A 25,971-nucleotide genomic window follows, 5' to 3' on the forward strand; every position below is an offset into this window, starting at 1 on the left:
ATGGAGACACGGACCGAAAGCGATACCCGCTTGCCCGTGACGGTGCTCACAGGGTTTCTCGGCGCCGGCAAGACGACGCTGCTCAACCAGGTGCTGCGCAACCGCGATGGACGGCGGGTCGCCGTCATCGTCAACGACATGAGCGAGATCAACATCGACGCCGACCTCGTTCGGGACGGGGGTGCCGATCTGTCGCGGACCAACGAAACGCTGGTCGAACTCACCAATGGCTGTATCTGCTGCACGCTGAGGGACGACCTGCTGAGCGAGGTGCGCCGTCTGGCGGCCGAGAAGCGTTTCGACTACCTGCTGATCGAGGGCACCGGCATAGCCGAGCCGCTGCCCATCGCGGCGACCTTTTCCTTCCGGGATGCCACGGGTGCCGCGCTTTGCGATATCGCCAGGCTCGATACGATGGTGTCGGTGGTGGATGCGGTGAACCTGCTGTCGGACTATTCGAGCCGGGATTTCCTCAGGGATCGCGGCGAGACGAGGGACGGGAGCGACGAGCGTACCCTGGCCGATCTTCTGGTCGAGCAGATCGAGTTCGCCGATGTGGTGGTGATCAACAAGATTTCGGAGGTGGGCGAGGAAACCCGTCGTGAACTGCGACGTGTGGTGACGGCGCTCAATCCGGACGCGCGGATCTGGGAGACCGACTTTGGCGAACTGCCGCTTTCGGCCATCCTCGACACCGGCCTGTTCGACGAAGCCAAGGCGGCACGCCACCCACTCTGGCACAAGGAGCTCTATGGCTCGGCGAGCCACGTGCCGGAGACGGAGGAATATGGCATAGAGAGCTTCGTCTACCGCGCGCGGCGTCCTTTCGACCCGGCCCGCTTCCATGATTTCCTGCAAGGGGAGTGGCCCGGCCTTATCCGTGCCAAGGGTCATTTCTGGCTGGTCACCCGACCCGAATGGGTAGGTCTTCTGTCGATAGCCGGCGCCCAGCGCCGGGTGGATCCCAAGGCGTTCTGGTGGGCGGTCGTGCCGAAGGCGCAATGGCCGCGCCATCCCCAGTTTCATCAGTTGCTGGAACGGCATTGGCATCCCGTCTGGGGTGATCGCCGCCAGGAACTGGTTTTCATCGGAACAGGCCTCGCCCGGGACGCGATCCGGGCGGCGCTTGATGGCTGTCTGGTCGGAAGCGAAGCCGGATACGATCCGCGGATTGTCCGTGACCTCCGCGATCCGTTTCCGCCATGGCGGCCGGCGCATGCCGCGTAACCCGGAAAGGGAACCGATTGTCCCGATCCACCAAGCAACCCGGGGAGATTGAGATGGGTAGCGAACTCTATGCCGATGGGATCAGCGAGATCACCGTCACCAACGCCATTGTCAGGATCGACTTGATGAGCCTGTCGGCTACGGAAAAAGACGAGAAGGGTAACCCCAAGGCCGTTTTCAGGCAGCGCATCATCATGCCGGTCGACGCTTTCGCCAATGCCGTCGAGCTGATGCAGAAAGCCCTTGGCGGACTTGTCGAGGCGGGCACGATCCGCCGCGTTGCCGACATCCAGGCCTTGCCGCGGGGAGATGCCGCTCCGGAGCGTACCGACCAGGGACCGCCGGCCGCTTCTTCAAAATCCAACGTGTCGCCGAATTTCAACTGACGGTCGACCCGGGCGGGCGGTGTCCGCCTGCCTCGTGAAACAGAGCGGCTCACCCGGAGGCGCCGGTTCCGCCGCTATGGACGGTGTGAAGAATGCAGGCCAATCCGCACACGAACCTTCAATGCCTTGCTCTGGTCGCTCGCCACCACGGCGTCGACCTGTCGCCCGAACGCCTCATGCACGACTACGCGGTCGGCGATGAGCCCATCGCGACGAGACAGCTCTTGCGCATGGCCAAGGATGCAGGCTTGCGGGCGCGCCACACCTTCCTTTCATGGTCGGCACTGATGCAATTGGGCGATGCCTACCCCGTGCTCGCTGAGCTCGAGAACGGGAATTGGGTGGTGATCGCCGGCTTCGTCACCGGCGGCGAGCAGGATATCGTCAGGGTGCTCGACCCGCTGGCGGAGAGGGCGGAAATCCTGCTGCTCACCGAGCAGCAATTCACCGGCAACTGGGGCGGTTCGATCGTCCTGCTCAAGCGGAACTATCGGCTCGTCGACGACGACCAGCCCTTCGGCTTCCGCTGGTTCCTGCCCGAACTTATCCGTCAACGCAGCCTCTTCGGCGATGTCGCTCTGGCGGCTTTCGTGCTCTATGGATTGGGGCTGCTTACGCCGATCTTCTTCCAGCTCGTCATCGACAAGGTGCTCGTTCACCAGAGCTATGCGACGCTCACGGTGCTCACCATCGGCATCGCTGTTGCCCTTGTCTTCGATGCCGCCTTCTCCTTCCTCAGACGCTATCTCCTGCTTTATGCGACCAACCGGATCGACATCAGGGTCGCGACACGCACCTTCGGGCACCTCCTGAACCTGCCGATCGCCCTTTTCGAGCAGGCGTCGGCCGGCGTGCTGGTCAAGCATATGCAGCAGACCGGGCGCATCCGGGAATTCCTGACGGGCCGCCTTTTCCTGACATTGCTCGACGGCCTCTCCCTTCTGGTCTTCGTGCCGATCCTTCTCCTCTACAGCGTCAAGCTGACCCTCGTCGTCCTCGGATTCGCCGCCCTTGTCGGGCTGGTCGTCATGCTGCTGGTCGGACCGTTCCAGCGGCGCCTCCAGGCGCTCTATCAAGCGGAAGGCGAACGCCAGGCTCTTCTGGTGGAAACCATCCACGGGATGCGGACCGTCAAATCGCTGGCGCTCGAGCCGCGCCAGCGCCGCGTCTGGGACGACCAGTCGGCCCAATCGATCTCGGTGCGTTTCCGCGTCGAGAAGATCTCGACCTTCGCCCAGTCGCTGACCGGCTTGCTCGAGAAGCTGATGAGCGTCGCCATCGTCGGCCTTGGCGCGCTCGACGTCTTCGACGGCTCGATGACGATCGGCGCCCTCGTCGCCTTCAACATGCTGGCCGGCCGGGTGTCCGGCCCGCTCGTCCAGATCGTCACCATGGTGCACGAATATCAGGAGGTTGCCTTGTCGGTGCGCATGCTCGGCGAGGTCATGAACCGGCGGCCGGAGCAGCACGGCCGTGCCCGCGGTCTCAGGCCGGAGCTCAAGGGCCGCATCGAATTCGACAAGGTCTCATTCCGCTACGGGCCAGACGGGTCCCCGGCGCTCGACGATGTTTCCTTTACGGTGCCGGCCGGTTCCGTCTTTGGGCTCGTCGGCAAGAGCGGTTCGGGCAAGACCACCGTGACCCGCCTCGTCCAGGGGCTCTATCCCACCCAGGAGGGGCTGATCCGCATAGACGGTCACGACAGCCGCGAGATCGATCTCGTCCATCTGAGGAAGAGCATCGGCGTCGTGTTGCAGGACAGCTTTCTTTTCCGCGGGACCGTGCGCGACAACATTGCCGCGGCGAAGCCGGATGCGTCGCTGGAGGAGATCGCCACGGCCGCTCGCATCGCCGGAGCCGAGGAGTTCATCGAGAGGTTGCCCCGCGGGTTCGAAACCATGCTGGAAGAGAACGCCTCCAATCTTTCCGGCGGACAGAGGCAGCGCCTGGCCATCGCCCGCGCGCTCATCACCAATCCCCGGCTGCTGATCTTCGACGAGGCGACCAGCGCGCTCGATCCCGACAGCGAGACGATCATCCGCCAGAATCTGGCACAGATCGCCAGGGGTCGGACCGTCATCATCGTTTCGCACCGCCTGTCCACATTGGTGGATGCCGATGCGATCCTCGTCATCGACAGGGGCAAGGTGGCCGATATCGGACGCCATGATCAGCTCGTCTCGCGCTGCATGACCTATCGTCACCTCTGGACCCAGCAGAACAGGCAGGCGGCATGACGACGGAACCCGAACAGCCGAATGTAAACCTGCCTGTGCCGGCACGCGGCCCGGAACGCGAGATCGTGCGCAAGGCTTCTCTCTCTCCTGTTATCGCGGAGTTCCATCCTGATGCGGTGGAGCTCGAGGAGCGTATTCCGCCGAGGACCGCACGGCTTACGCTTTACGGCGTGACCGCACTGATCGGCGCAGCGCTGCTGTGGGCATCGCTTTCCTTGATCGACGAGATCGTGGTGGCTCCCGGCAAGCTTATCACCACGCAGCCGACAATCGTCGTCCAGCCGCTCGAAACCTCGATCATCCGATCGATCGATGTGGCGGCCGGCGATGTCGTGAAGGCCGGCCAGACGCTTGCGAAGCTCGACGCCACCTTCAGTCAGTCGGACGTCGAGCAGCAGCGCGTGAGATTTGCCGCGCTCGAGGCACAGGTGAAGCGAATGGATGCCGAGCTCGCAGGCTCGGACTATGCCGCCGTCGCTGGCGGCTCCCGCGACGAACAGCTTCAACTGCAGCTGTTCGAACAGCGCCGTGCCTTCCGCCTTGCTCAACTCGCCAATTTCGACGAGCAGATCGCCGGACAGGCCGCGGCCATTGCTTCGAGCAAGCGAGAGCGGGCTATCCTCGAGAACCGGCGCGACGGGCTGGTTCGGATCGAGGCGGCACGGGAAGAACTCTACAACAAGGAGACGGGCTCGCTCCTGACGCTGCTGGGATCGCGGGACGCACGTCTCGAGGTCGAGGCAAATCTGGCGCAGCTCCAGGGAAAGGCAGTGGAGGCCGAGCACACTCTGGCAAAGCTCAAAGCCGATCGGCAGGCGTTCATCGAGGATTTTCGGCGAGCCACCGTCGAAACACTGGTCGAGGCAAAAAGCCAGCGCGACACGGTCGGGGAAGAACTGAAGAAAATGGAGCTGCGCCGCAACATGGTGGCACTGACGGCGCCCGCCGATGCCGTGGTGCTCGATCTCGCCGAGCGTTCCATCGGTTCCGTCGTCAAGGAGGCAGAGCCGATCGTGACGCTGGTCCCCTTGGATGTGCCGCTCGAAGCGGAAGTGTCGGTGAATGCGCGTGACATCGGGCGGGTCGAGAACGAGGACGACGTACGTATCAAGTTCGACGCTTACCCCTTCCAGAAATACGGCACTGCTTCGGGTAGCATACGCACGATCAGTCGCGACGCGTTCTCACCCGACGCAAAGGAGTCCCCTGACGGCGCTGCCCCGCTTCCCTACTTCCGCGCACGTGTCCGGCTCGGCGACACCAGATTGGCAGGCGCTGGCGAGCCGGTGCGGCTCCTGCCAGGCATGACGGTTTCCGCGGAGATCAAGGTCGGCCGACGCACCGTCATCTCCTATTTCCTGTATCCCCTCATCCGCGGCCTGGACGACAGCATACGCGAACCCTGAAAGCTCGCGCGGCAACGAGAACCGGCCGTCAGCTGTGCCGAATACCGGGCAATTCTGGTTATCGCGCCACGTTTCGGCGGCCTGCCAAGGGCGGGCGAAGAGGAGCGCATGCACGGATGTCGCATCACCGCCGGATTGAATGCGGAGCTGGCCTAATAACCGACAAATTTGGAGGCCGTTGCACTACAAAACTACCGGATCGTCAGCAGTATCTGTCACTATTTTTCGAAACGAGCCATCCAATATCTGCTGACCCAATTCGATGCAAATCCAGTTGCAGTAATCTGAACTCTTCCCCTATTGTCATTCGCGGATGAGAAATCTGATGCCCCTTCATCCGTGTTGAACGCCCGACCATACCAGAAGGCAAGGGGATCGTGCCGATGTGTAAGCAGTCGTTCTCCAAGCAATCGGCAAGATCGAGGCGACAGTGCGTGGCCATCCTCCAAGTTGTTCGCGGGACTGCTGCGGCGGCCTTGGTCGTGCTTTCAATGGCGGTAGCCGGAAGAACAGCCTTTGCTCAAACTGCGCAGGCACCACTTCCCGTCGTGACGGTCGCGACCATTCAGGTCGAAGATGTCGCGCCCAAGATCCAATTCATCGGGCGGATCGAGGCCATCCAGCAGGTGGATGTGCGCGCCAGGGTTGACGGGTTCCTCGATGAAGTTGCTTTCAGCGAGGGACAGGACGTTGCGGCGGGCGATCTGTTGTTCGTCATCGAACCGGATCAGTACGAGGCTGCGCTGAGCCAGGCAAAGGCCCAACAGGCAAGCGCCGAGGCCAATCTGGCCAATGCCCAGCTTACACTCGACCGGCGCCAGCAGCTCTATAACACCCGCACGGGAACGAGGGCCGACCTGGATCAGGCGACTGCCGATCGCGATGCCGCGGCGGCATCGCTGGAGTCGGCGAAAGCCTCGGTGCGCATCGCGGAGCTCAATCTCGGCTACACGCGCATCACCTCGCCGATCGCGGGGAGGATCGGCAAAGCCAACATCACCGCCGGCAATGTCGTCAGTCCCAGCTCGGATGTGCTGGCCAGGGTCGTTCAGCTCGATCCGATCCGCGTCGTGTTTTCCGTGAGCGAGCGGGATTTCATCACAGTCGCCCAACAGCAAGAGGGCGCGTCGATCCAGCAGATCGACGCAGGTTTCGTGCCGACGCTCACGCTGCCCAACGGGACCGCATATCCCGGAGAGGGCAAGATCGAATTTGTCGGCAATGAGATAGATCCGGCGACCGGAACGGTACCGGTGCGTGCGACTTTCGCCAATCCGGACAGGATGTTGCTGCCTGGCGGAACGCTCAGCGTCAGCGTGCGGCCGGCCGAAAGCAGGCGCATGCCCCTGGTCCCGGTCCAGGCCGTCCAGCAGAGTCGGGACGGCAAGTTCGTCCTCGTCGTCGGCTCGGACAATCAAGTGGAGGAGCGTCCGATCAAGGTCACCCAGCAGGTCGGGCAGAGCTGGGCTGTCGAGGACGGTTTAAAGGCCGGCGAAAGGGTGATTGTCGAGGGATTGCAGAAGGTACGACCCGGCGGGCAGGTCCAGACGGTTGCCGCAGCTCAAACCGCGAAGTGACGGCATGTCGCCTCAATTCTTCATCGACAGACCAAATTTCGCGATTGTCATCTCGATCGTGATCGCCCTGGCGGGACTGCTGGCGCTATCGGTCATTCCGGTCGCCCAGTATCCGGACATAACGCCGCCTCAGGTCCAGGTTTCGGCCACTTACGCCGGCGCGAGTGCCGAGGACGTCGCCAACGCTGTCGGAGCCCCCATCGAGGCCGAAGTCAACGGCGTCGATGACATGCTCTACATGGAATCGACCAGCTCCGGCAATGGCAGCTATTCATTGTCGGTGAGCTTCGCCGTCGGGACGGATCCCGATCTGGCGGCCGTCAACGTGCAGAATCGCGTTTCACTTGCCACTCCGCGCGTGCCTTCCGAGGTGACGCAGCTCGGCATATCGAGCAAGAAGCGATCGTCTTCAATCCTGCTCGGCGTCAACCTCTTTTCTCCGAATGGAACGCGCGACGCCATCTTCCTCAGCAACTACGCCACCATCAACATTCGCGACACCCTGGCAAGGGTGGCCGGCGTCGGCGAGGCGACCGTCCTGGGCGCGCTCGACTACAGCATGCGCATCTGGATGAATCCGACCAGGATGAACGAACTGGGCGTGACAGCGTCGGATATCGCGGCTGCAATCTCCCAGCAGAATGTGCTCGCCCCGGCCGGCCAGATCGGAAGCGCACCCATCGGGACCGACCAGCAACAGCAACTCACGATCATCGCCAGGGGGCGTCTTCAGAGCCCCGCCGAATTCGAGAACATCATCATTCGCGCGAACGAACAGGGCGCCGTCGTGCGCGTCGGGGACGTCGCTCGTGTGGAATTGGGAGCGGATAGCTATGACGCCCAGTCCAAGCTAAACGGAAAACCCCAAGCTTTTGTGGTCGTCTACCAGTCCCCCGGCGCCAACGCGCTTCAGGTCTCTCAGGCCGTGCGAGCCGAACTCGACCGGCTGGCTCAGAGCTTTCCGTCCGACGTCGCCCACGCCATCATCTTCGATACGACCGATTTCGTTTCCGCCACGATCGAGGAGATCGTCGAGACACTACTCATCACTTTCCTGTTGGTGGTCGCCGTCGTCTATCTGTTCCTGCAGGACTGGCGTGCGACGCTCGTTCCCACATTGACGATACCCGTCTCGTTGATCGGGGTGATGGCCGTCCTTTACGCCTTGGGTTATTCGGCCAACACGATTTCGCTGTTTGCCATCGTGCTTGCGATCACCCTCGTCGTCGACGACTCCATCGTTGTCGTCGAAAATGTGCAGCGCGTCATGGAGGAGAATCCTTCGCTTTCGGCGCGGGATGCCACCAAGGCGGCGATGCAGCAGATCACGGGCGCCATCGTGGCGACCACGCTGGTTCTGGCTGCCATTTTCGTTCCCGTCGCTTTTCTGGGGGGCATCACCGGGCAGCTCTACAGGCAATTTTCCGTCACCATCGCGTTTTCCGTGATCCTGTCCGGCGTATGTGCGCTGACCTTGAGTCCGGCGCTCTGCGCGTTGATCCTGCGCCGTCCCCAGCATTCCAGCCGCGGACCGTTCGGCTGGTTCAATCGGCTGCTCGATACTTCCCGGACGCGCTACGGTCTCGTCGTCGGATGGCTTGGGGCACGCCTGACCGTTCTGGCCGTCCTGTTCCTGGCCGTTGGCGCAGGCGTGTATTTCGGGCTCACCCGGCTTCCGAGCGGCTTTCTGCCCGAGGAGGACCAAGGCTATTTCTTCGTCAACGTGCAATTGCCGGATGCAGCCTCTCTCAACCGAACCGAAGCAGTGCTCGACCAGGCGCGGAGCGTCTTGGAGGAGACGGAAGGCGTGGCGAACGTCATTTCGGTCTCCGGCTTCAGCCTGCTCAGCGGTGCGTCGTCTTCCAATGTGGGCATGGCGATAGCCGTTCTCGACCCGTGGAGAGAACGCACGCGGCCAGAACTGACGGTCCAAGGGATGCTCGCGAGTCTCATGCCGCGCTTCGCGGCGATCCCGTCCGCCAATGTTATCGCGTTCAATCCGCCCTCGATTCCCGGTCTCGGGGCTGCCGGCGGATTCGACATGCGCCTGCAGGGCCAGCAGGGGCAAACCCCGCAGGAGATCGCGGCCGCCTTGAACGGTCTCATCTACGCTGCCAACCAGGCTCCGGAGATTGGTGCCGCCTACAGCACGTTCTCGGCAAACGTGCCGCAGATCCGCGTCGATGTCGATCGCACGAGATCCGAACTATTCAACGTGCCGATCAGCGACGTCTTTGCGACCCTCCAGGCACATCTCGGCTCGCAATATGTCAACGACTTCAATCTCTATAGCCGCGTTTACCGTGTAAGGATCCAGGACGATGCGGAATTCCGCGATCGGGTCAATCGGATCGATCAGCTCTATGTCCGCAGTTCCACCGGCGCGATGGTGCCGCTGCGGACCCTCGTCACGCTTTCGACGACACTGGGGCCTCAAGTCGTCAACCGGTTCAATCTGTTTCCATCGGCGACCGTGAACGGTTCGGCGGCAGCGGGCGTCAGTTCCGGCCAGGCGCTTGCCGCCATGGAGCGGGTAGCAGCGAGCGAGCTGCCGGAGGGCTTCGGAATCGCATGGTCCGGCATGTCTTTCCAGGAGAAGCTGGTAAGCGGAGAGGCATTGCTGGTCTACGCGTTGGCCCTGCTGTTTGCCTATCTTTTCCTCGTGGCCCAATATGAAAGCTGGTCGATCCCGCTTTCTGTCGTCTTCTCGGTCCTCTTTGCGGTAGCGGGCGCGGTGGCCGCGCTTTGGATCGCGCGGCTGGACAACAATATCTATGCGCAGATCGGGCTCGTTCTGCTCGTCGGGCTCGCGGCCAAGAATGCGATCCTGATCGTGGAATTCGCCAAGGAGCAGCATGAGGCAGGGCTCTCTGCCCATGATGCCGCCATCGCGGGGGCAAAACAGCGGTTCCGACCAGTCCTGATGACCGCGCTCGCCTTCATCATCGGCGTGTTTCCGCTCGTTATCGCGACCGGCGCCGGGGCTGGAAGCCGTCGGGCCCTCGGCACGCCGGTATGGGGAGGCATGTTGGCCGCGACTTTTGTCGGCATCATCTTCATTCCACCGCTCTACGTATTTTTCCAGAGATCGCGGGAGCTGCTGGGCGGAAGGCGAAAATCGGAAGAACCCGCGAGAGCAGAATAGCCTCGATCGTGTGCCGGAGGCGATCGGCGGCGGGAAGGCGATACTCCGGTGCAAGGCTGTCAAGGGCGATGGCTGATGTCGCAGGTGACGACGCATCCGGTCCGAGCGCACGATCATTGCGGGGCGACGGCCGCAACCATGAAGGGGCGTGATGGAGACTGTCAAATGACCACCTACAAAGTTGGCTGCCTCGTCGGCAGCCTCGCCACGGCATCCATTAATCGCAAGCTTTGCCAGGCGCTGATGAGGCTTGCTCCGAAGGGGCTCGAGATGGAGGAGATTTCCTTCAGGGACCTGCCGCTCTACAGCTATGACTATGACTCGGATTTTCCGCCGGCCGCGCGCGCATTCAAGGCGGCTATCGCTGCGGTCGATGCGGTGTTGTTCGTGACACCCGAATACAACCGATCGATTCCGGGCGGGCTGAAGAACGCTATCGATTGGGCAAGCCGGCCCTATGGAGCGAACTCGTTCGCGCGCAAGCCGTCGGCCGTCATCGGTACATCGCCTGGGGCGATCGGAACGGCGATTGCGCAGCAGCAACTGCGCAGCGTGCTCAGTTTCTGCAATTCGCCTCAGATGAATGCGCCAGAGGCTTACATACAGTTCAAGCCTGGCCTCATCACCGATGATGGGGACGTGACGGTCGAATCGACGCGGGAGTTTCTCCGCGATTACATGTCCGAGTTCCACGCCTTCGTCGCGCGCGTTTATACGGTTCTTCCAAGGACTGCGTCACCTTCGGGAAAGCTGAAGCCCGAATGAAGCGGTCCCGATCCTGGCGAAACTCGAGCGAGAGCGCCCGAGCGACCAAGCTGAAGCACTTGGCGTGCTGTCCGGATGGACGCATGGCGTTCTATGAACCAGCCACTTCCAGGTAGGATGGATCGAAGCCGGCTAGCTGGGTGAGAGCCGGCCGGTTGAGGAACTCGACGGCGCCGCCGCTGAAGAGCAGCAGCTCCTTTTCGCGAAGATAGCGGAGAATCCGGTTGAAATGGATGCTCGTCAGGCCGAGAGCGTCGGCCAGGAGCTGCTGCGAAAGGGGGCAATCATATCCGGAGGCCGTGGCCCTGCCGGCTTCCTGAAGCCTGAAACCGAGTTCCAGCAGAAAATGCGCTGTGCGGCCAAGCGCGCTCCGCCGGCCAAGGTTCGCCAGGTGCTGCGCGATGATCGCCTCGTCGCGCGCGAAGCTCCACATCACCGCCTCTGCCAGGCGGGGCGATTGCCGCATGGCCGAAAGCAATTGTCCTCTGCCGATTTCCGAGACGATGGTGTCCGTCAATGCCTCGATGCTCTGGTCCGATGTCTGGAGGAAAAGGCTGTTCAGTCCGACGATGTCCCCGGGGAGCTGGATGTTGACGACCTGCCGCCCTCCATCCGGGAGCCGCTTGTATGAACACATCCATCCGTCGTGGAGGATATAGGCTACCGGCGCGGTATGGCTTTCGTGAACCAGCTCCTTGCGCTTGGCGACGACATGCCGGGCGCTGCGGAACTCTGCCAGTATCGCCTTCTCTGTCAGGGTTGGCGCGAATCGGTCGAAGCGTCTCGAGAATGCGTCCGTGCCGATGCCCGCCAAATTTGTCCCCTTCGATGCGAGTAGTGACATTTGTATTTTCTACAAAAGCATATTCACGTGAATGAGGTTCCAGCCGAGTATTGGTATTTCGGGGCTATATGAAATGAATTATCGTCAATTCTGCTTGCCCTGCAACTTGCTTTATTGGGAACTTTTTCAGGCGCGGTCACCCATGGTCACGTGGGATCAGGTCTCTGGCAAGCGGATCATAAGGAGCATGGCGGAGTACAGGCGTTGCAAATCATCATTCATCCGGTCGAGGGAGATCATTGCCCGGGTAAACCGAAATCGGCCGGACTGGTCACGCCTGCATCACCCGGAGATCACAAGATCGTTCCGACTTGTATATATCAAACGGAATTAATTAAAACTTTTACGTTTTACTATTGATTAGTTAATTATATTTGTAATATCGTTAGGTTATCTAGACATTTAAAGGTATTTCTTAAAAACATAAAAATTCATTAGAAAAACAGCAATGATCAGGCGAATGCAAAAAGGTGGCGTATTGATCAGATATTTTGATTTTAGCGATAATGCGAAGGTGTTTAAAACGATATTTAAGTATTATATATAGAAATATTGTCATAAATTAGGGCGATGATTTGAAATCATCAAAAGATATCTTCCGGATTTTAAGTTTTTGTGTGGTTTGGCGCTTTGTCCTGGTGGCGGGATATAAAACGCACACCTTTGATCACGCGAGATAGTGATCCAACGCTGTCTCATATTTACATCGAAGATCGCAGTTCCGTTAAGAATACGGACGGAATTGGCCCTTTGTAACTAAATTTATGGATTGGTTAACCCAAGTTAAACTCTTTGGTATCGGAGCGTGTATATTGAGTATGGCCGCGAGCCAATCGCGGTGTCGGGTGGGGCTATCCGTATCCTTTTTGCTGATGATGGTCGCAGTTAGACTATGACGGCGCGGGCTCGGGCTTAACCTTATTCCGGCGATGGATGTGTTGGGGAGTAACGCCAGTCTGATGTATCGGGGCGATACATCGCGATTTCGACTGGTTCTTAGGGGTGAATCAACATGAATCCAGCAATCGCAGCAAATGGAAGCAATACAGCAATAAATCTAAATGTACCGGTCGCAGCGGGAGGTAATACGCGTGCTGCGGCCGCTTCCGAGACGTCGTCGCGCTCTAGCCGTTCGTTGATCATCATCGATGGCCGCGCGCTCGACCGCGAGTGCCTGGCCCAGAGCATAACGGCCCATCGTGTCGGAATGCAGGTCCTGGCATTCGGAACGATCGAGGAATGGAAGGTAAAGCGGGAAGAGTATCCCCCCCTTGCGGCGATCCTTCTCAACATCGGGGGCAAGAAAGTAGCTGAACCCAGTGTTGCCGAGGAAATCCGGAAGCTTTCCACCGAGTTCGAGACGACGCCAGTCATAGTGCTCGCCGATACCGATGATCTGCCGCAGATCATGAAGGCACTGGAACTCGGGGCTCGCGGCTACATTCCATCGTCGGTCGGCATCGAAGTGTGTATCGAGGCGATCGGGCTGGCGCTTGCGGGTGGGATCTTCGTGCCTGCCAGCAGCGTCTTCGCGATGCGCCAAGTGCTGGACACCGGCGGCACCGTTGCCCGGCCGATGGCCGGTATGTTCACGGCGCGGCAGGCGGAAGTTGTCGAAGCGTTGCGTCGCGGGAAGGCGAACAAGATCATCGCCTATGAACTCAAGCTGCGCGAAAGCACGGTCAAGGTTCACATCCGCAACATCATGAAAAAGGTCAAAGCCACCAACAGGACAGAAGTGGCATATAAGATAAACGACCTCTTCCCGATGGAGTATTCGGGTTCCTCGGCCAGCAGCAGGTCGGCCGCTTGAGAGTTGACGGGAGCCGGACTTCGCATCACTGGAAACGAGGTCCGGACCCGCGAAGGCTCAAAAATCGGGCACAAAAACCAAACGAGCCGCGGCAGTCATGCCGCGGCTCGTTGTCTTTAGGAGCATGATATTTGCGCTACGAGACAGAAGCGGTGGACCCATCGTTGGAGGGGATGCCGTCCGCCGCCGTCTCACAGGCCTGTTCCCCTCAGGACGGTGAGAGGGGTCAAAAGCAGAATCCGCATGTCTGTCGAGAAAGACATGGTGCCGGCGTAGCGGGCATCATACATGGCGCGTTCAGCGAAAGAGCAACTGTTGCGCTCGCTGATTTGCCAGAGGCCTGTTATGCCGGGTCGCATGTCGAAATAAGCGCTGCCGGGATATTGCGGCCTCTGTTCTGGGCACATGGGCCGCGGGCCGACGAGGCTCATCTGGCCAAGAAAGACATTCAGTAGCTGAGGCAACTCGTCGGCCGAGTATTTTCTCAGATAGTAGCCCAGCGTCGTGATGCGCGGGTCGTTCTTGAGTTTCTGCACCCGATCCCACTCCACGCGCGCGGCAGCATTCTGCATGAGATATTCCTGCAGCCGCAACTCGGCATCGGGCACCATGGTTCTTAGCTTCCAGATGCTGAAGACCTTGCCATCCTTTCCAAGTCTCGGCTGACGATAGAAGGCGCTGCCGCCGTCCATTCGGACGAGCAGGGCAAGAATACCGACGATCGCAACGACGAAGGGCGCGGCCGCCAGCGTCGCCAGGATGTCGAAACCGCGTTTCATGGCCAGATACACAGGCTTGGAGCGAACACCTCTTTCGGATGAGAGCCCATCGTCCGAAAGGTTGTGATGGTATGCTCTGGAGTATTCATCCAGCATAAATGCCTCCAATTGTGGTATTTATTGCGAATTTGAAAGGCTTTTATCGGATGATTTTTTCTGACTTTCGCCTTTTTCGATCTTTGGACGTGCAAGTGTTCTTGTTCTTGCGTGAGAAAAACCAAGACAGCTGCGACGCCTGAATGAAATTTTCGGAAAATTAACCGTAACGATCAATAAATCCGCGATAGCTAGTTCTTCCTAGGATGGAGGAGCTATGCAGGTCGTCTGCGCCTGAAAGCGCGGCGCGGGGAGCGGAAGGCCAATCCAAGCTTCAGCCAAATGCGCGGATATGAGGGGCCATGCTGCGGAGGCGCGGCCGGAGTCGGACTAGCCGAGAACTCGGCCGCTAAAGCATGTCGCCCAAAATCTGCTGCTGTTTTGGGCGTCCGACATGCGACATGCCTTTAGCCGATCTATGGGTTGGACGCTGTCATGTCCGTCGACACCGCCCGGCGTTCCTGGAAGTTCCGGAATCGCGCTGCCGCCTCGGTGCGGTTGTGGGCACCAAGCTTGCTGATGATGTTGTGCAGATGGATCTTGACGGTGTGTTCCGACAGCCGGAATTCGGCGGCGATCGTCTTGTTCTGCATGCCGCGGGCAACCATCTCGAGGATCTGGATCTCCCGGGCGGTCAAGTCGGCCAAGTCCGCGTCGCGGCCGCGATGGGCCGGCCTGCCGCCGAAGCTCGGCAGGGAGCCGCGCCCTTCTCCTGCCTTTTCGACGAAGGACCGGAACATCCGTGGCGGATAGTATTCGCCGCCGCACAGCATGAGCCTGATCACGGAAAGCCAGGCATCGAGTCCGAGGTTCATCGGCAGGATGCCGCGCACCAATTGGGATCCCAGAATCTCCGGAAGCGAACAGACCGGTTTGTGGTCATCGAGTTCGATGACGGCGGTCAATGCCTGAGGATGCAGCCTGGAAAGTGCCTGGGAAGCGTCCTCCGCGGCCCGCAGCAACGGGGCGTCGAGGAGGATCAGCGAAACGGGCACCGCAAAGCCGGTGCACACAGCTTCGATGTTGGCGACCTGCTGGACGATCGTCCAGGGGAACTCCCGCCGAAGCGCGTGCAGTAACCGCTCCGAAATGGTTCCCGCCGACGCGGCGACGATAATGGCCCGCTGCGGCTCGCATTGCGTTTCCGGATTTACGTAGCCGTCGCCGATACCCGCGCGATCTTGCTCGTCCCTGTACATCAGCGGTGCCATGTCGATCACCTGAGTCTGGTAGGAGCCGGCATGTCGCCCGTACCCCGCAAGGCGTTTCTTGTAACGTTGTCCGGAGCATAGCGGGGCGCCGCGGGTGCCGCGACGAGCCAATAGGGAGAGAGGCGGGACTATGGCATGCGGCCGATCGGATTGCCCCCGTAGGCACGCCTCATCCGAACGGACTAGACCGGGACGGCAATCACTATCTCCAGGATCGCCGTCCGCATGACGGAACCGGCACTTGATGGACAGCCCAGCGCATACATCGTCTCAAGGCTCCGTGCAGCCGACCGGCAATGGGCGCATATCCATGCGAGATGGCCAAAGCCGGTTCACCCTCGGGGGAGGTGCGTTCCACCCGCCTCCCCAATTTTGATGAAGCGCGCATGCCGGCCTTCCACTTTCCAACACCCGCGCGAATCCGCACAGTGAAGCCGATCGCCGGCCTTGCCCGACACTTGGAAGCGACTGTCAGGGGTCGATGAGGCGGCCGGCCGGAGAGCGATATATGCCCTTGAAAATCGTCACGTTAAGGATTCGCCCGCTGATGGTAGCGGGCATGCTGGCCGCCGGCGGTTTCGGCTGGTCGTCGTTTGCGGCGCTGGCCGACCAGATCACGCCCCAGACGAAACTGCGCGTGACGGTCATCCAATGGATGCCTACCAAGGGCACATATGAGCGCTGGGATGCGCTCGGCGGTGAGTTCGAGATTTCCCAATCGGGCGAGGTCGTCCTGCCGGTGATCGGCCCGGTGCCCGTCGGAAATCTCGACAGCACGGCGTTGGCAGCCGAAATCGCCAAGCGGCTTCAGGAAAAGCTGGTCCTTGTCGACAAGCCGGACACGACCGTTGAAATCCTGGACTATCCACCGGTTTACCTGCTCGGCGCGGTCAAGGCGCCTGGCGAGTATAAGTACCGATCCGGCATGACGGTGCTGCAGGCGCTGGCTCTCGGCGGTGGCCGACCGAAAGCGGAAGGGGAACAGTCCCAAAAGGAGATCGAACTCGTCTCCGAAATACAGATGATGGATGCGGATATTATACGGAGCATGGCCAAGATCGCGCGGCTGACAGCCGAAAGCGAAGGCGCGACCGAGATCCGGTTTCCCATCGTGCCGGCGAGCGACGAAGTGGCAAAGCAGATATTCGCGCGGGAGAAGGTCATCTTCACGAGCCGGGCGAGCGAACTCGATAGGCAGACGAAGTCGCTTGCCGATCTGCGCGGACTGCTGAAGGCCGAGATCGATGTTCTGACTGAAAAGATCAAGGCGGCTGATGCCAGCATCGCTTCGGCCGAGACCGAACTCGCCAATGTCACCACGCTGGTCGAGAAGGGTATAGCGACCGCCTCCCGTAAGTCGGAGCTGGAGCGTTCCTTGGCCGGCTACCGCACCGACCGTCTCGATCAGGTGACGGCTGTCATGAGGGCGCGCCAGGCGATCACCGAGGCAACGAGGAGTGCGGACGGGCTCCTCGACCGCCAGAAGACAGAAGTTGCGACCGCTCTGCAAGACGAGCAGGCAAAGCTTGCTACTCTCAGACTGAAGCGCGAGGCCTCGCAGAAAATCCTCTTGGAGACGCTGGCCGCAAGGTCGGGCGAAGCAAAGGGCGACCTCTCCTTCGTCATCACGCGCCGGCAGGACGGCAAACCGGTCGAAATCTCAGCGTTAGAGACAACGGCGCTGCAGCCGGGTGACGTGGTCACGGTCGCATCGGCTTCTCTGCCTGTGAGCGACCGACCGGTGGCGGCCGTGGACAACAAGACGAAGACAACGGTCGCATCCGAGGCCAGCCAATGATCGGCGCTCGCGTCCGCTCTCGGGCGGGCGCGCGAAGCGCCACGCAACTCGCAACCGGACAAGGGAAAGACATGAAGGGAATCGTTCTTGCCGGCGGCAGCGGCACCAGGCTCTATCCGCTCACGATTGCGGTATCGAAGCAGATCCTGCCGATCTACGACAAGCCGATGATCTACTATCCGTTGAGCGTGCTCATGCTCGCGGGCATTCGCGACATCCTCGTCATCTCGACACCTCGCGATCTGCCATGTTTCGAGGCGCTTCTCGGCGACGGTTCCGATTTCGGGCTGAACCTGTCCTACGCCACACAGCCGCATCCCAACGGTTTGGCGGAAGCCTTCATCATCGGCCGCGACTTCATCGGTTCAGGCAGCGTCGCCATGGTGCTCGGCGACAACATCTTTTTCGGGCACGGATTGCCCAGACTTTGCCAGGAAGCGGCCGGCCGCAACGGCGCAACGGTGTTCGCTTACCATGTCGAAGACCCCGAACGCTATGGCGTCGTCACGTTCGACAAGGTCACCGGCAGGGCCATCTCCATCGAAGAGAAGCCAGCCGAGCCTCAGTCGAACTGGGCGGTCACAGGGCTCTATTTCTACGACAACGATGTCGTGGACATCGCCGCCGCGACGAAGCCCTCCGCGCGCGGCGAACTGGAAATCACCGCCGTCAACAATGCCTATCTCATGCGCGAGAGGCTGAACGTCTGCCAGTTGGGCCGCGGCTACGCATGGCTGGACACGGGCACCTATGACAGTCTCTACGACGCCGCTTCCTTCGTTCGTACGGTCGAGCGGCGGCAGGGGGTGCAGATCGCGTGTCCCGAGGAGATCGCGCTGGACATGGGATGGCTTGACGCAGAGCAGGTGCTCCGGCGCGCCGCTTTGATGGGCAAGACCTCCTACGCCAGCTATCTGCGCCGCATCGTCGGTGAGCTCGTACCCGTGCCTGGGGCCGTTTCCGGCATCCGGCCGGAACGCATGACGGCGTGAGGCCGACCATGAGGATTCTCGTTACCGGCGGCGCCGGCTTCATCGGATCGGCGCTCTGCCGCTATCTGGCGGGCGATCCTCGCAACCGGATCGTCAATCTGGACAAGCTGACCTATGCCGGCAATCTCGCATCGTTGCGATCTGTCGAGAACTATCCCAACTACCGCTTCGTCCGGGCTGACATCGGCGATGCCCAGCAGATATCAGCCATATTGCGCGCCGAGGAGATCGACCGGGTCATCCATCTCGCCGCCGAAAGCCACGTGGACCGCTCGATCGACGGGCCGTCCGCCTTCATTGAGACCAATGTCGTTGGCACGTTCCGGCTTCTCGATGCCGTGCTGGCTTATTGGCGCGGCCTGACAGGAGAGGCCGGCGAGAACTTCCGATTCCACCACGTTTCGACGGACGAGGTCTTCGGTGACCTTCCCTTCGACGACAGCCTCTTCACCGAGGAAACGCCCTATGCGCCCTCGTCACCCTACTCTGCCTCCAAGGCAGCCTCGGATCACCTCGTGCGGGCCTGGCACCACACATTCGGCCTGCCGGTCGTGCTGTCCAACTGTTCGAACAATTACGGGCCCTTCCATTTCCCCGAGAAGCTGATCCCCCTCTCGATCCTGAATGCGCTGGATGAACAGCCCCTCCCGATCTATGGCAGGGGCGACAACGTTCGCGACTGGCTCTATGTCGACGACCATGTCCGGGCGCTGGCCCTCATCGCCGAACGGGGGGCGATGGGCGAAAGCTACAATATCGGGGGCCGTGCCGAGCGTACGAACCTGGCGGTGGTGCAAACGATCTGCGACCTTCTGGACGTGAAGGCGCCACGGCGCAATGGCGCGGCCCATCGCGAACTGATCACTTTCGTGCAGGACCGGCCGGGACACGATCGCCGCTACGCGATGGATTCATCGAAGCTCGAACGAGACCTTGGGTGGATACCGAGCGAGAGTTTCGAGACAGGTCTTGCCCGCACCATCGACTGGTATCTTGCTAACAGATGGTGGTGGGAACCCATCCGCCAGGGCGCCTATGCCGGTGAGCGGCTCGGCCGGCTGGCGGCGACCGGGACCGGCTGACACAGATGGATGCGCAGGTCCAATCCGGCGAGACGGCCGGAGAAGGCGAGAAATCCTACGTTCAGATCCTGAAGTCGACAGCGGTGATCGGCGGCTCGTCCGTCGTCAACATCGCCTTCGCGGCTGTGCGCAACAAGGCGATCGCCATATTGCTCGGGCCCGACGGCGTCGGCCTGATGGGATTGTTCAACACAATCGCTGATCTCACGCAGACAGTAGCCGGCCTGGGTGTCCAGGCAAGCGGTGTCCGTCAAGTGGCCGAAGCGGTGGGCACCGGTGACGAGGACCGCATTGCACGGACCGCAATCGTGCTCGGGCGTGTATCGGTTGCGCTGGGCTTGCTGGGGGGGCTGCTTCTCACAGCATTGTCGTTACCGGTCGCCCAGTTCACCTTCGGCGACCGCGGCCACGCTGCTGCCCTCGTTCTTCTCTCCTTGGCGGTGTTCCTCAAGCTTGTATCGGCCGGGCAAACCGCCTTGCTTCAGGGCCTCCGGCGGATTTCCGACCTGGCCTGGATCAACATTGTCGGCGCGCTAGCCAGCACCATCATCACCATCCCGATCATCTATCTGTTCGGCGAGCAGGGCATCGTGCCGTCGCTCGTCGCTGTCGCTGCCACGACCCTCGCTACATCCTGGTGGTATCGGCGCAAGGTGCATCTGCCAAAGCCGGCAACGTCGCTCCTCCAGACACGGCGGGAAACGACCATGCTTCTGAAGCTGGGCTTCGCCTTCATGGCAAGCGCCGTCCTGACAGCCGGCGCTGCCTACGCGATCCGCCTCATCATCTTGAGATTGGGCGGCTTCGAGGCCGCCGGTCTTTATCAGGCGGCCTGGGCGCTGGGGGGGCTATACGCCGGGTTCATCCTGCAAGCCATGGGCACGGATTTTTATCCGCGCCTGACCGCCGTCTGCGAGGACAATCAAGAATGTAACCGCCTGGTCAACGAGCAAGCGCAGATCAGTCTCCTTCTGGCAGGCCCTGGGCTCATGGCCACGCTGACGGCCGCGCCGCTCCTCATGGTGCTTTTCTATTCCTCGGAATTTCAGGCGGCTGCCGACCTGCTTCGCTGGATCTGCCTGGGCATGATGCTGCGGATCGCCTCTTGGCCGATGGGATTCATCATCGTGGCCAAGGGCGCGCAGAACATCTTTTTCTGGACGGAAGTCGCAGCGACTGTCGTCCATGTGGGTCTGGCCTGGCTGTTCGTGAGTCTGTTCGGCCTGACCGGGGCAGGCATCGCCTTCTTCAGCCTTTATGTCTGGCACACGGCCCTGACTTACGTGATCACCCGCACCATGAGCGGGTTCCGTTGGTCGGCGGCGAATTTGGGGCTCGGCTCACTTTTCCTCGCGGCATCCGCGGTGGTGTTTTCGGTATTCTATCTTCTTCCGCTGGCCCAAGCCGTCGCCATAGGCGCACTGGTCTCGGTCGCAAGCGGTGTCTATTCGCTGCGCATGCTTCTGAAGCTCGTTCCCCGCGAGAATCTGCCGCTCGGCCACTGGTTGCCGCGCTGGATATGAGCGTTCCGTGAAGCAGATCCAGAAATTAAGAGAGCCGCGCTCCCAGACGAGGCGCGGCTCAAGTGGATGCCGAAAACGGTCAGGCTCGCGCGGCAGCGACCTGGCGCCTGCCGAGGACCTCGTGGAGCCCCTCCACGACCGCCGAAAGCTCCTCCGAAGTCATCTGCGCATAGAGCGGCAGGATGATCGAGCCCGATTGCGCCGCGACGCTGTTCTTGAGGCTCGATGCGCGGCGAAAGGAATTCGGATCGGCATAGGCCGGTTCGAGATGGATGTTCATGACACCGCGCCGCGTGGAGATGCCGCGGTCGAGCAGCGCCTGCATCACCGACCGCTGGTCGGCGGCTGCGGGAAGCCGTACGCAATAACTCTGCCAGTTGCTGCGCGCCCAATAGGGCTCGACGGGTGTGGCGAGCCCCGGGATGTCGCCCAGCGCGTTCCTGTATTGCTCGGCGAGTTGGCGCCGGCGTTCGATGATCACCGGCAGCCTGCACAATTGCTCGCGGCCGATGGCCGCCTGTACGTCGGTCATGCGGTAATTATAGCCCAGCTCCGGATAGCTCTCGTAGATGACCTCGCGTGCGCCATGCCGAACCGTGTCGCTCACGCTCATGCCGTGCTGGCGCCAGAGCCTGAACTTTCGGTCATAATCCGGATCGGCCGTGGTCAGCATGCCACCGTCCCCGGTGGTGACGACCTTGCGCGGGTGGAAGGAAAAGCACGCGATGTCGGCGCGCGGCGTGCCGACCTTGCGCCAGTCTCCACCCAGATGGATCTCGCTGCCGATCGCGCAGGCCGCGTCCTCGATCACGGGCAGCCCGTGGCTGCCTGCCACTTCGAGGATACGGGTAAGATCGCAGGGCATGCCGAGTTGGTGCACACAAAGGATGGCGCGTGTGGAACTGGTGATCGCCGCGGCGATCAGGTCGGGATCGATGTTGTAGCCGCCCTGCTCGATGTCTACGAACACCGGTATGCCGCCGCAGTAGCGAATGGCGTTGGCGGTCGCGATGAAGGAATGGGTCACCGTGACGACCTCGTCGCCCGGCTGGATGCCCACAGCTTTCAACGCCAGATGAAGCGCTGTCGTGCAGTTTGACACTGCGCAGGCATAGGGAGCACCGACGAAGCTGGCGAACTCGCGTTCGAATGCCGCCACCTCCGGGCCTTGGGTGACCCATCCAGACATGATGGCGCGTCGCGCCGCGTCGACTTCCCGCTCGTCGAGGAGCGGCTTGGCGACCGGTATCATGCGTTGCGCTCCGCTCATTCGGCTGCCACCGGCGTTGCGCGCCGCTCCTGTTGCCACCACATGACGAGATCCCGCAAGCCCTGGTCGAGATCGACCTTCGCCTCGAAACCGAGAAGCTCCTTCGCCTTCCGCGTATCCGCCAGGCGCCGCGTGACGCCGTTGACCTTGCGGGCTGGCGCGTGCTGCGGCTCCAGGCCCTTGGCTCCCATGATACGGATCAGCCTGTCCGCCAGCTCGCGCAGGCTCGTTTCGGATCCGCTCGCCACGTTGAACACTTCATCGCCTATATGCGACTTCGCGGCGAGAAGGTTGGCGCGGGCTATATCGTGGACATGGACGAAGTCCATCGTCTGGGTGCCGTCGCCGTGGATGATCGGCGGTTCTCCGGCAGCGATGCGTTCCATCCAGCGGATCAGCACCTCTGTGTAGACGCCGTGAACGTCCATGCGCGGTCCATAGACGTTGAAATAACGCAATGCGACATAGTCCAGCCCGTACATTTCGTTGAATGACCGAAGCAGCCCTTCATTGAAGGTCTTGGCCACGCCGTAGATGGTTCTGTTGTTGTAGGGATGATGCGCCTCCGTGGTCGGGAAGCTCTCGGCCAGGCCGAGCACGGAAGCAGAGGACGCCGCCACCACCTTCGAAACGCCTGCATTCACGGCTGCTTCCAGCACGTTGAACGTGCCGCCGGCCAATACGTCGAAGGCGAGCCGAGGCTCTTCCGCGCATTGGGTTATGCGGATGGCCGCCTGGTGGAAGACAACGTCGACGCCGTCGAGGGTTTTCTCGAGCAGCGACTGGTCGCGGATGTCCCCTTCGACGATTTTGAGACGGAAGCGGGAGGAAGCCTGCCGCAGGTTCTCCCGCCGCCCGCGCACGAAATTGTCGAGGATGATGATCTCGCGCGGCTGCTCAAGCGCGACGAGGTCGGCGATGTGGGAGCCGATCAGGCCGGCGCCGCCGGTGATCAGCACACGCTTATTCTTCATGGGGTTCTCCATTGGACGTGAGCGCGGGCGGCAACTCGGAGCCGGTGCGCCAGCGCAGGAACCTTGCTGGAACGCCGGCAACGACGGCAAAGGGCGGAACGTCTTCTGTGACCACGGCACCCGCCCCGACGATGGCGCCAGTGCCGATCGTGACGCCGGGAAGGATGGTGGCATTGGTGCCGATGTCGGCCCAGGCCCCTACCCGTACGGGCTTGATCTCGAGATCGGTGCGCACGATGGGAACGTCGACGGGCAATGCGGTATGAGTCGAGCCCAGCACCTTGGCGCCCGGCCCCCATCCCACGAATTCCTCCAATATCAGGTCGCGCGCGTCGAAATAGGCTTGCGGCCCGATCCAGACATTGTCGGCGATCACGCAGGTCCCGTCATAGCGGCCCTGGATATAGGCCTGGGCGCCGATGAAGACGCCCTTGCCGATCTCGAAGGTCTCCGCATGCTTGAAGCCGGCGCCGCTGCCGACCTGGAGCCTGGCGCCGCATTTGCGAGCCAGGCCACGCCATATGGCGCGGCGCATCAGAGCGTCGAGCGCGCCGTCGCCATTGGCGAAACGTCCGTAGAGCTCGACCAACCCTTCGTTCCCATAGGAAGCCTTCAGGCTTTCGCTCAGTCCGATCTCGAAATCGGGATCGGGCGCGACCTCCTGCCGGCCATGGACGGCTTTCACCACTCGATTGCCGATGGGCTCAACCGACATAGACTTCCTGCTCCACGGCCGCCACGACCTGCTCGACCTGGCGTATGGTCATTTCGGGATAGATCGGCAGCGACAGGACCTCGCGCGCGGCAGCTTCCGAAACGGGAAAGTCGCCCGCCCCATAGCCGAGATCGAGATGGGCCTTCTGAAGATGGACCGGTATCGGGTAGTGCAGACCGGTCTGGATGCCTTCGGCCTGGAGCGCGCGCTGCAGCCCATCCCTGTCGTGAGCGCGGATGGCGTAGACGTGGTAAACGTGCCGTCGTCCCGGAACTTCGACGGGTGTCCTGATGCGGGAGGGGCCCGCGAGCAGGGCGGAGTAGTGGCGCGCCCGCTGCCGGCGCGCGTCGGTCCAGCCGTCGAGGTGACGCAGCTTTACCCTCAGGATGGCGCCTTGAATGCCGTCCATGCGATAGTTGAAGCCTTTCAGCGTGTGGTGGTAGCGCTGTTCCTGGCCCCAGTCGCGCAGCATGCGGATGGTCTTCATGTGCTGGTCGTCGTTGGTGACGACAATGCCGCCTTCTCCGCAGGCCCCGAGATTCTTGCCGGGATAGAAGCTGAAGCAACCGGAAAGACCGATGCTGCCCGCCCGCCGGCCGAGGTATTCAGCGCCATGCGCCTGACAGGCATCCTCGATAACAGGGACGCCATGCCTGCCGGCTATCTCCATGATCGCGGCCATGTCCGCCATCTGTCCGTACAGATGGACAGGCATGATCGCTTTGGTGCGCGGCGTGATCGCAGCTTCGAGCTTTGCCGGATCCATCGTCAGCGTCACAGGATCCACATCGACGAAAACTGGCCGCGCGCCGGTGTAGCAGATCGCCGACACTGTCGCGACGAAGGTGAAAGGAATGGTGATGACTTCGTCTTCCGGCCCGATGCCGGCTGCAAGCAGCGCCAGATGCAGCCCGCTTGTTCCCGTATTCACCGCTATCGCATGCCTGGTTCCGCAGTAGCTGGCGAATTCGCGCTCGAATGCCGCGACCTCCTCGCCGAGAATGTATTGGGTAGAGGCGAGCACTTTGAGCACTGCCGCGTCGAGCTCGTCCTTGATGCTTGCATATTGCGCCTTGAGATCAAGGAAAGGGATCATGCCACCCGCCTCACGCCTTCGAGTTCGATCACGCGCCCGCGTTGAGCGAGCGATTGAGTGGCAGCCTCCAGGATGCGCACGACCCGCAGACCGGCGCGCCCGTCGGCGGCCGGTATTTCCGACCGTTCAATGCAGCCGATGAATTCGCGGATCTCGCTGCCCAAGGCCTCGGTCACGTCGAGATGGGGCGCCCACATGTCGCCGGTGCGGTAACCGACGAGCGCCTGGTAGGTCCTTTCGCCGGCCTGCCGCGCGTCTCCGTTGAGGGTGATGCCCTTGTCGTAAACCTTGATCTTCTCGCTTGGCTCGAGATCGTCGTAGACGATCATCTTGCGACTGCCACCCACCAACGTGCGGCGTACCTTCACCGGCGCCAGCCAGTTCACATGGACGTGGGCGATCAGGTTGTTCTCGAAGAACAGGTTGAGATAGGCGATGTTCGCCGGCTCGCCGGCGACGTGGCTCATGCCCGTCGCCGAGACCGCTACGGGCCGGACCGGCAGCACATAGTCCATGATCGACAAGTCATGCACGGCGAGGTCCCAGATCACGCTGACGTCGTGCTGGAACAGGCCGAGATTCACCCGCACGGAGTCGTAATAATAGACTTCGCCCAGGCCGTCCTCGACCAGCTCCCGCATCTTGCGCACCGCGCCTGTGTGGATGAAGGTGTGGTCGACGGCCAGCACGAGCTTTCGCCGCACAGCCTCCTCGACGAGGCGCTGGGCCTCCTCCGACGACGAGGCGATAGGCTTCTCGACGAAGACATGCTTGCCCGCCATCAGGGCGCTCATGGCGAGCCGGAAATGCGTGGAGACTGGAGTGGCGATCGCGACCGCCGCGACTTCGGGATCGCGCAGCAATTCGTCGAAATCGTCGGTGATCCTGATCGAGGGATAGCGCCCCTTGACCGAAGCCAGCCTTTCCTTCTTCAGGTCGCAGACTGCCACCAGGCGCGCACCCGGTGTGTCAGCAAAATTCCTGACGAGATTGGGGCCCCAATAACCATAACCGACGACGGCGACGCCTATCATC

General features: G+C 61.5%; 20 protein-coding genes. 12 read left to right on the forward strand and 8 right to left on the reverse strand.

Annotated elements, in window-relative coordinates:
• From ACCO56_RS00525 to ACCO56_RS00555, 7 genes are all read left to right on the forward strand, one after another.
• On the forward strand, nt 1–1,227 hold the full coding sequence (locus tag ACCO56_RS00525; protein ID WP_433636596.1) for a GTP-binding protein: 1,227 nt from the start codon (nt 1–3) through the stop codon (nt 1,225–1,227).
• A 53-nt stretch (nt 1,228–1,280) separates the two neighbouring features.
• Nucleotides 1,281–1,613, forward strand: coding sequence for a hypothetical protein (locus ACCO56_RS00530; RefSeq protein WP_433636597.1), 333 nt, complete (start codon nt 1,281–1,283; stop codon nt 1,611–1,613).
• 92 nt (nt 1,614–1,705) lie between these two features.
• On the forward strand, nt 1,706–3,850 hold the full coding sequence (locus ACCO56_RS00535) for a peptidase domain-containing ABC transporter (protein WP_433636598.1): 2,145 nt from the start codon (nt 1,706–1,708) through the stop codon (nt 3,848–3,850).
• Nucleotides 3,847–5,256, forward strand: a complete 1,410-nt coding sequence (locus tag ACCO56_RS00540) for an HlyD family type I secretion periplasmic adaptor subunit (protein WP_433636600.1) — start codon at nt 3,847–3,849, stop codon at nt 5,254–5,256. The genes ACCO56_RS00535 and ACCO56_RS00540 overlap by 4 nt, the downstream gene beginning before the upstream one ends.
• Before the next feature lie 434 nt (nt 5,257–5,690).
• Complete coding sequence (locus ACCO56_RS00545) at nt 5,691–6,833, forward strand: efflux RND transporter periplasmic adaptor subunit (protein ID WP_433636603.1); 1,143 nt, start codon at nt 5,691–5,693, stop codon at nt 6,831–6,833.
• 4 nt (nt 6,834–6,837) lie between these two features.
• Nucleotides 6,838–9,978 (forward strand): efflux RND transporter permease subunit, encoded by a 3,141-nt coding sequence (locus ACCO56_RS00550; RefSeq protein WP_433636605.1) that lies wholly within the window; start codon nt 6,838–6,840, stop codon nt 9,976–9,978.
• 165 nt (nt 9,979–10,143) lie between these two features.
• A complete protein-coding gene (locus ACCO56_RS00555; protein ID WP_433636607.1) occupies nt 10,144–10,743 on the forward strand; it encodes an NADPH-dependent FMN reductase in 600 nt (199 codons plus the stop codon).
• Nucleotides 10,744–10,834: 91 nt separating this feature from the next.
• Here the strand turns inward: ACCO56_RS00555 and ACCO56_RS00560 are convergent, their stop codons facing one another.
• Nucleotides 10,835–11,587 (reverse strand): Crp/Fnr family transcriptional regulator, encoded by a 753-nt coding sequence (locus ACCO56_RS00560; RefSeq protein WP_433636608.1) that lies wholly within the window; start codon nt 11,585–11,587, stop codon nt 10,835–10,837.
• 1,012 nt (nt 11,588–12,599) lie between these two features.
• Here ACCO56_RS00560 and ACCO56_RS00565 point away from each other — a divergent pair.
• Nucleotides 12,600–13,400, forward strand: coding sequence for a LuxR C-terminal-related transcriptional regulator (locus ACCO56_RS00565; protein WP_433636610.1), 801 nt, complete (start codon nt 12,600–12,602; stop codon nt 13,398–13,400).
• A gap of 191 nt (nt 13,401–13,591) precedes the next feature.
• Here the strand turns inward: ACCO56_RS00565 and ACCO56_RS00570 are convergent, their stop codons facing one another.
• Together ACCO56_RS00570 and ACCO56_RS00575 are read right to left on the reverse strand one after the other, a co-directional pair.
• Nucleotides 13,592–14,179, reverse strand: coding sequence for a sugar transferase (locus ACCO56_RS00570; protein ID WP_433636611.1), 588 nt, complete (start codon nt 14,177–14,179; stop codon nt 13,592–13,594).
• Nucleotides 14,180–14,691: 512 nt separating this feature from the next.
• A complete protein-coding gene (locus ACCO56_RS00575; protein ID WP_433636613.1) occupies nt 14,692–15,486 on the reverse strand; it encodes a LuxR C-terminal-related transcriptional regulator in 795 nt (264 codons plus the stop codon).
• Between the two features lie 508 nt (nt 15,487–15,994).
• Here ACCO56_RS00575 and ACCO56_RS00580 point away from each other — a divergent pair.
• The 4 genes from ACCO56_RS00580 (at nt 15,995) to ACCO56_RS00595 (ending at nt 20,881) form a co-directional block, all read left to right on the forward strand.
• Complete coding sequence (locus ACCO56_RS00580) at nt 15,995–17,284, forward strand: polysaccharide biosynthesis/export family protein (RefSeq protein ID WP_433636615.1); 1,290 nt, start codon at nt 15,995–15,997, stop codon at nt 17,282–17,284.
• A gap of 71 nt (nt 17,285–17,355) precedes the next feature.
• Nucleotides 17,356–18,276, forward strand: coding sequence for a glucose-1-phosphate thymidylyltransferase RfbA (gene rfbA / locus ACCO56_RS00585; protein ID WP_433636617.1), 921 nt, complete (start codon nt 17,356–17,358; stop codon nt 18,274–18,276).
• A gap of 8 nt (nt 18,277–18,284) precedes the next feature.
• The gene (gene rfbB / locus ACCO56_RS00590) at nt 18,285–19,358 is read left to right on the forward strand and encodes a dTDP-glucose 4,6-dehydratase (protein WP_433636619.1); all 1,074 of its coding nucleotides are present in this window, start codon (nt 18,285–18,287) and stop codon (nt 19,356–19,358) included.
• Nucleotides 19,359–19,363: 5 nt separating this feature from the next.
• Nucleotides 19,364–20,881, forward strand: a complete 1,518-nt coding sequence (locus ACCO56_RS00595; RefSeq protein ID WP_433636621.1) for an O-antigen translocase — start codon at nt 19,364–19,366, stop codon at nt 20,879–20,881.
• Between the two features lie 79 nt (nt 20,882–20,960).
• Here ACCO56_RS00595 and ACCO56_RS00600 read toward each other — a convergent pair whose 3' ends face one another.
• Genes ACCO56_RS00600 through ACCO56_RS00620 form a run of 5 tightly spaced genes read right to left on the reverse strand, consistent with a single transcriptional unit; the run spans nt 20,961 to nt 25,970 of the window.
• On the reverse strand, nt 20,961–22,151 hold the full coding sequence (locus tag ACCO56_RS00600; protein ID WP_433636622.1) for a DegT/DnrJ/EryC1/StrS family aminotransferase: 1,191 nt from the start codon (nt 22,149–22,151) through the stop codon (nt 20,961–20,963).
• The gene (locus tag ACCO56_RS00605; RefSeq protein WP_433636624.1) at nt 22,148–23,125 is read right to left on the reverse strand and encodes an NAD-dependent epimerase/dehydratase family protein; all 978 of its coding nucleotides are present in this window, start codon (nt 23,123–23,125) and stop codon (nt 22,148–22,150) included. Before ACCO56_RS00605 ends, ACCO56_RS00600 begins: the two co-directional genes overlap by 4 nt.
• Nucleotides 23,115–23,840 carry an acyltransferase gene (locus ACCO56_RS00610; RefSeq protein WP_433636625.1) on the reverse strand — a complete coding sequence of 242 codons (726 nt, stop codon included), beginning with the start codon at nt 23,838–23,840 and terminating at the stop codon, nt 23,115–23,117. The genes ACCO56_RS00605 and ACCO56_RS00610 overlap by 11 nt, the downstream gene beginning before the upstream one ends.
• Nucleotides 23,830–24,936 (reverse strand): DegT/DnrJ/EryC1/StrS family aminotransferase, encoded by a 1,107-nt coding sequence (locus ACCO56_RS00615; protein ID WP_433636628.1) that lies wholly within the window; start codon nt 24,934–24,936, stop codon nt 23,830–23,832. Before ACCO56_RS00615 ends, ACCO56_RS00610 begins: the two co-directional genes overlap by 11 nt.
• A complete protein-coding gene (locus tag ACCO56_RS00620; RefSeq protein ID WP_433636629.1) occupies nt 24,933–25,970 on the reverse strand; it encodes a Gfo/Idh/MocA family protein in 1,038 nt (345 codons plus the stop codon). The genes ACCO56_RS00615 and ACCO56_RS00620 overlap by 4 nt, the downstream gene beginning before the upstream one ends.
• Nucleotide 25,971: the final 1 nt, after the last annotated feature.

This window comes from Mesorhizobium sp. 1B3 (assembly GCF_050958605.1).
Classification (GTDB): domain Bacteria; phylum Pseudomonadota; class Alphaproteobacteria; order Rhizobiales; family Rhizobiaceae.